General features: G+C 43.4%; 6 protein-coding genes. 5 read left to right on the top strand and 1 reads right to left on the bottom strand.

The features are described 5' to 3' along the window. Positions 1 to 153 precede the first annotated feature (153 nt). Positions 154 to 528 carry a LamG domain-containing protein gene (locus F6K46_RS37655; RefSeq protein ID WP_293067930.1) on the top strand — a complete coding sequence of 125 codons (375 nt, stop codon included), beginning with the start codon at positions 154 to 156 and terminating at the stop codon, positions 526 to 528. A 135-nt stretch (positions 529 to 663) separates the two neighbouring features. Next, positions 664 to 1,767 carry a hypothetical protein gene (locus tag F6K46_RS37650; protein WP_293067928.1) on the top strand — a complete coding sequence of 368 codons (1,104 nt, stop codon included), beginning with the start codon at positions 664 to 666 and terminating at the stop codon, positions 1,765 to 1,767. On the opposite strand, the gene F6K46_RS37645 is transcribed toward F6K46_RS37650, so the two are convergent. Continuing rightward, positions 1,760 to 1,909 carry a hypothetical protein gene (locus F6K46_RS37645; protein ID WP_293067926.1) on the bottom strand — a complete coding sequence of 50 codons (150 nt, stop codon included), beginning with the start codon at positions 1,907 to 1,909 and terminating at the stop codon, positions 1,760 to 1,762. The genes F6K46_RS37650 and F6K46_RS37645 overlap by 8 nt on opposite strands. 74 nt (positions 1,910 to 1,983) lie before the next feature. On the opposite strand from F6K46_RS37645, the gene F6K46_RS37640 reads away from it, so the two are divergent. From F6K46_RS37640 to F6K46_RS37630, 3 genes are all read left to right on the top strand, one after another. Beyond that, positions 1,984 to 2,637, top strand: a complete 654-nt coding sequence (locus F6K46_RS37640) for a phage tail protein I (RefSeq protein ID WP_293067924.1) — start codon at positions 1,984 to 1,986, stop codon at positions 2,635 to 2,637. Positions 2,638 to 2,653: 16 nt separating this feature from the next. Further along, entirely contained in the window at positions 2,654 to 5,923 is a 3,270-nt protein-coding gene (locus F6K46_RS37635) for a tail fiber domain-containing protein (protein ID WP_293067922.1), read from the top strand. Positions 5,924 to 6,165: 242 nt separating this feature from the next. Beyond that, positions 6,166 to 6,318, top strand: coding sequence for a hypothetical protein (locus F6K46_RS37630; protein WP_293067920.1), 153 nt, complete (start codon positions 6,166 to 6,168; stop codon positions 6,316 to 6,318). The last annotated feature ends 98 nt before the right edge of the window (positions 6,319 to 6,416 follow it).

The following is a 6,416-nucleotide window of genomic DNA, read 5'->3' as shown; positions in this document are numbered from 1 at the left end:
GATGGGGGTTAGGCATAGCCTAGTTGTGAAGAGTGTAATCGGATGAGCTGAGCATCGAGTGGGTCAGCGGTTCATCCTTCTGTTTCACCATTATCCGCAGCTGCTCAAGCATTTCTACCGCGCTGCATTAGCTTGCTGGTGGTTCCTCAAACTTTGGCTGATAACTACAGTTTGCTCTCCTTTGATGGCCAGGATGATTATCTGGAAATCCCTCATTCAGACCAACTCAATTTTGCTAACGATCAAGCTAAGGATCAAAATTTTACCATTGAACTTTGGGTCAGACCTGAAAAAGTCCAAGCTAGAACCCAAGAAACCTATAATAGTATCTTAGAAAAAGGTAGTGGTTCTGGGGGTTTTCCTTATGGGATTAGATATGACAACCAATCGGGTAAAATCCAGGTAATTAGAAGTGATGGTACTAACTTTGCTACCATTAGTTCTACCAAAGCCATTAATGATGACAATTTTCATCACGTTGCTTTTGTCAAAGATAGTTCAACACTTTACTTATATCTTGATGGGTAATTAGAAGGCTTTACTGACGATATCACCTCAGGTAATACTATTAATGATTCATCCCTTTATCTTGGCTGTCGAGGTAACCAAAGCCATTATTTCCAAGGCATAATTACTCAATTCCGGGTTTGGGGGGAAGTCCGCTTGCAGGCAGATATTAAACAGGAGATAAATAACTTTCTTAACGGTACAGAAAAGGGATTAGTTGGTTGCTGGGATTTGGATGAAGGCTCTGGTATCATTGCTAATAATAAGACTCCTAACCAAAATCATGGAACTATCCAAGGAGCCAGTTGGTATAAACCCAATATCACTGCTTCACTCTTGCAAGGCTTATGGTCTTTCTTGGATGAACGGCGGTTGCTGACTGTACGCCATCACGTAGTTACCCCAGACTACCTACCCTTGCGAGTTTGGGCGCGACTCTATCTAGTGGCGGGGGGCAATGCCCAGCAGGTTCAAGACCAGGCAAACCAGGAAGCACAAGCTTTCTTCCACCCAGTTAATTCCCAGTCTTATTGGGATGGTCAGGGTTGGCCTTTTGGTAGGAGTATTTACGTTTCGGAGCTATATCAATTACTCGATCGCATCCCTGGAGTGGACTATGTCGAGGATGTCATGGTTCATACTCATGAGCTAACCATTGATCTAACCACTACTGTTTTAACTCAGGCAAGCTCAAGATCCCAGACTCAGATTACGGTTAAAGACACCACCGGTTTTAACTTAGGGGATACTATTCAACTAGACCCCAGCAGTAGTGATCAGGAATACTATACGATTAGTAGTATTGAGCAAGGACTAAAACAATTGACCTTGTCTTCAGCCTTAAATAAAGCTTATGGACTGGGAACAATGGTTGTCCGTCCCCTTAGTTTTGAGATTACCGAAGTGATCTCCAACCTTGAGTTCAAGGTGAATCAAGTAACGGGATTGGCAGCGGGGGATACGGTTGGGATCATTTCTACTAATAGCAATCCAGAAAATAGAGAAATTGACACTGTTGATTTTTCCAGCAATAAAATTACCCTCAAACAACCTCTCAGCCAAGCTCCAACCACAGGGACAAAGGTGGTTCAGTTAAGAACCTGGCGGGAGGAACGCAGTAAACCTAAAGAAAGCTACCAGTTTATCGAAAAAGAGCTGATCAGAGTTAAGCTGAAAAACTATGAGTTAGTAGACTTTAACGTACAGTTAAATTTAGTAATCATGGAATACATAGGGGAGCAATGGCAATTAACTAGCTAGGGAGTAGGGAGTAGGGAGTAGGGAGTAGGGAGTAGGGAGTAGGGAGTAGGGAACAGGGAATAGGGAACAGGGAACAGGCAAGTGATCTCCCCATCACCCTATCTCCCCATCTCCCCATCTCCCCACCTCCCCATCTCCCCATCTCCCCACTATTCCCTATTCCCTATTCCCTTTTTCGACAAGAACTGTGTTAAAAACCTAGATACAAACGCGCTTATGTCCAACAATCTAAGTAGCTATCTAAACTATCTACCAGCTAACTTTCAGGAAGACCCTTTTGTTGGTCGGTTCCTGCTAGCGTTTGAGCGGGTAATGAGTGGTTTTTTACCTAGGGATACTGATGATCCAAATCCTGAACAGTTGGCTCTAGAAGAGTACATTGAGCGTATCCCTACTTACTTCAATCCCTATAATCATCCTGATTTACCAGTAGAGTCAGAGATAGCACCAACTGAGTTTATACCTTGGCTGGCCAGTTGGGTGGCGTTAAGTTTGCGAGATGATTGGACTGAGGAGACTAAACGCCGATTTATCAGCAATATTGTCCCTCTCTATCGCCAACGGGGGACTAAGACGGGAGTGAAGCAAATGCTAGAACTTTACACTCAAGAAGACGTCAAAATCTACGAATTTGAACAACCTGCTCATTACTTCCAGGTGACAATCACCTTGAATGAGCGAGACCCTAAACTGCTCCAACGTCAAGAAGAGATTGCTAAGGCAATTGTCAATCAAGAGAAACCAGCTCACACGTTTTATGCTTTGCGGGTGTTAGTACCCGGTATGCAAATTATTAATGAGCCCACTGATAGTAAACCAGGCATCATCGTTGGGGAGACTACACTATTGGGCACCACAACCATATCGTAACTAAGGGAGAATTAAAATGGCAGATTATATTCAGTATCCTTACATTGACAAGCGAGTACGCTACTTCGATGGTGAGTTTTTAAAAGACCAGGATTTTATTGATGAACAAAAGTATCATATTGATCGACAGCGCCGCCTAGACCAATTCCTCCGGGTTTCGGGCATTTGTGATGGTTTGACTCTTAAGACTGACACTAATCAGGTGATTGTTACCCCTGGTACTGCTCTTGACAGTGAAGGTCGGCAGATTATTCTGAGTACAGACTCTTCGCCAATCAATCTTAGCGGGTATCAAAGTCAGGAAGTTTACTTAGTTATTTCCTATCAAGAGGAACAATCGGATCAGACAACTGATGGAGGTTTGGGTAGCAGTGGTGCCAGGCGCTGGCACGAAAAGCCCAATATCCAAGTTGCTACCCTGGGAAATGTGCCTGAGGACTCGATTGTTCTGGCAAAGCTGGCAATTGCTGGAAACGGTAATGTGACTCCTGATCTCAGTGTACGCCAGTATTCTGGAGTGCGTTTGCCTAGTGGTAATTTGGATAGTGGTGCAATCACTGGACCAACCCTGCGTTCTGGTGGTAATAGTGCCAGTAGTTTGGTTGTTATTGAGGGAGATTTGAGTGTTACAGGTGATACCACAGTAAATGGAAGTTTAAGCTTCAGCAGCAACGCATCTGGTGAGCGACCTCTGCTGATGGAAGCTCCCAGCGACGGCAATCATCGCGGTGACGGTACTCAAGGGGCAACCGGCTTAGTCTATCGAGTGGCAGAAAATCCCCCTGAAGGTGACCCGATCTTCCAAGTCAGAAGTGAAGGGGAAGCAATTCGTTTCTTTGTAGAGCATAATGGATGGACTGGGAGTACGAGCAATTCTGCATGGTTTGGAGGTACTGAAAGAGCTAACTACTTCGCAGGTAATGTTGGTATTGGCAGCACAGATCCAGGTTCATCGAAATTGAAAATTGCCCATTCAACATCAGATTTTGTAGATGTTAAATTTGGTAGCAATGGCATGGGTCAGTTGGAGATGGTTGGCTGGTCAAGTGGATGGAATATCAATGCTAACACTGATGGTAAGCATCTTCATCTCAATCGAGATTCTGGTTCAAATTCCAATGTCTATATCGGACGCAACGGAAAAGAATTATTTGTCAGAGGTAGTGATGGTAATGTTGGTATTGGCACCGCAAATCCAACTCAAGCAAAATTGGTAGTTAACGGCGACATAGCCGTTTTATCTAGTGATGTAATCAAATTTTATAATCAGCCGAGTGATGCATACACTGAAATTGGTAGTGGAGCTGATAATAGTGGTGACTCTAACTTTTGGATCAGATCTTCAGATGCTAGTAACTATGGATACTTCTTTAATGGAAACAACGGTAATGTTGGTATTGGCACCACAAATCCAGGTTCATCGAAATTAAAAGTACAAGGGAATTTAACTGTTACTGGCAGCTTTAGTGCTAGCAGCAACGTCTCTGGTGAGCGTACTCTGCTGATGGAAGCTCCCAACGAGGGCAATCATCGTGGTGACGGTACTCAAGGGGCAACCGGCTTAGTCTATCGAGTCCAAGAAAATCCCCCTGAAGGTGACCCGATCTTCCAAGTCAGAAGCGAAGGGGAAGCAGTTCGTTTCTTTGTAGAGCATGATGGATGGACTGGGAGTACGAGCAATTCTGCATGGTTTGGAGGTACTGAAAGAGCTAACTACTTCGCAGGTAATGTTGGTATTGGCACCACAGATCCAGGTTCATCGAAATTAAAAGTACAAGGGAATTTAACTGTTACTGGCAGCTTTAGTGCTAGCAGCAACACCTCTGGTGAGCGACCTCTGCTGATGGAAGTTCCCAGCGAGCACGATTATCGTGGTGAAGGTGGTACTCAAGGGGGAACCGGCTTAGTCTATCGAGTCCAAGAAAATCCCCCTGAAGGTGACCCGATCTTCCAAGTCAGAAGCGAAGGAGAAGCAGTTCGTTTATTTGTAGAGCATGATGGATGGACTGGCAGTGAATGCAATTCTGCATGGTTTGGATGTACTGAAAGAGCTAACTACTTCGCAGGTAATGTTGGTATTGGCACCACAGATCCAGGTTCATCGAAATTGAAAATTGCCGATTCAACATCAGATTTTGTAGATGTTAAATTTGGTAGCAGTGGAATGGGTCAGTTAGAGATTGTTGGCTGGTCAAGTGGATGGAATATCAATGCTAAAACTGATGGTAAGCATCTTTATCTCAATCCAGATTCTGGTTCAAATTCCAATGTCTATATCGGACGCCACGAAAAACAATTATTTGTACAAGGTAGTGACGGTAATGTTGGCATTGGCACAACGGATCCAGGTTCATCGAAATTAAAAGTACAAGGGAATTTAACTGTTACTGGCAGCTTTAGTGCTAGCAAGAACACCTCTGGTGAGCGAGCTCTGCTGATGGAAGCTCCCAACAGCAACAATCATCGCGGTGACGGTACTCAAGAGGCAACCGGCTTAGTCTATCGAGTCCAAACCAATCCCAGTGCTGGTCACCCGATCTTCCAAGTGAGAAGTGAAGGGGAAGCAGTTCGTTTCTTTGTAGAGCATGATGGATGGACTGGGAGTGCAAGCAATTCTGCATGGTTTGGAGGTACTAGAGATAACTACTTCGCAGGTAATGTTGGTATCGGCATTAATCCCGCTGAAGAACCATTACACATTCACTCGGCAGCAGGTCAAGGATTGAAAATTGCTGCAACCAATAAAACTAACATCATAAAATTGCATGTGGCGAGTGGTGATTATGGCTTCCTAAAATTAGGGGGAAGCAATGGAGATACTATATTGCGAGGTGGTGATAATCACAATTCCATTTTCCCTGGTAATCTTAATGTAGGTGGTGGTTTATATGTTACTAATGTCCCTTATGGTGATCACAAAAATGCACAGTGGAAGAGTAGTACGGGACAATTATATCACGACAATTCTTCCGCTAAAACGAAAGAAAAGATCATTTCTCTGGAAGACGATTTTGAGAAAATTTTGACAGTAGAACCCAAGACTTATACACGACCTAACCATCCCAATCGTTGGGAAATTGGATACATTGCTGAGGAGTTTAACGAAATTGGTCTTAACAAACTTGTTTACTATGACGAACAGGGGTTACCTGAAGCAATTAATTACCGAAAAATAAGCATGTACTTAGTTGAAGTTATAAAAGATATGGCTCACAAGAGCAGCAACTATGAACAACGGATCAATCAATTGGAACTTCAACTAAATCAACTAGTGTCAGATGACTAAGTTGAGCAAGACTTGGAGGTAGGGTAAAATGATGGGATTGAAAGCCCAACCAAACAACAACAATCCTAGGGTGGGCATTGCTGAGTAGAATTGTAGGGTGGGAATTGCTGATAAAGATCATTATTGAACACCGAGCAATTACATGGGCAATGCCCACCAATGCCCAAACAACCCAAGATCCATAGTTTATTGACCATAATTTTGACCTTGAGATCCCTTTTTATTACCGATTAAATTAAACCATGAAAGAAAAACTCGAACAACGCTTAAAATCCCTAAAATCAGAATATGAAGCTGGTCAAAAAATGCTAGCGGAACTAGAAGCAAAACAAGCCAACCTCCGAGAAACCTTACTCCGCATCAGTGGCAGGGTAATCGCATTGAACTTGGTATAAATTGTACTTGACAAAAGAAACAAAGAGTGGAATAAAACTTTCCGACAATCAAGGCTGTGTTGCACAACTGACGAAGCTACCATAATAGGGAAGAACAA

Source organism: Moorena sp. SIO3E8 (genome assembly GCF_010692445.1).
GTDB lineage: Bacteria > Cyanobacteriota > Cyanobacteriia > Cyanobacteriales > Coleofasciculaceae > Moorena > Moorena bouillonii.
Note: the sequence above shows the minus strand (reverse complement) of the source record. Positions and strands in the feature narration are given on the sequence as shown.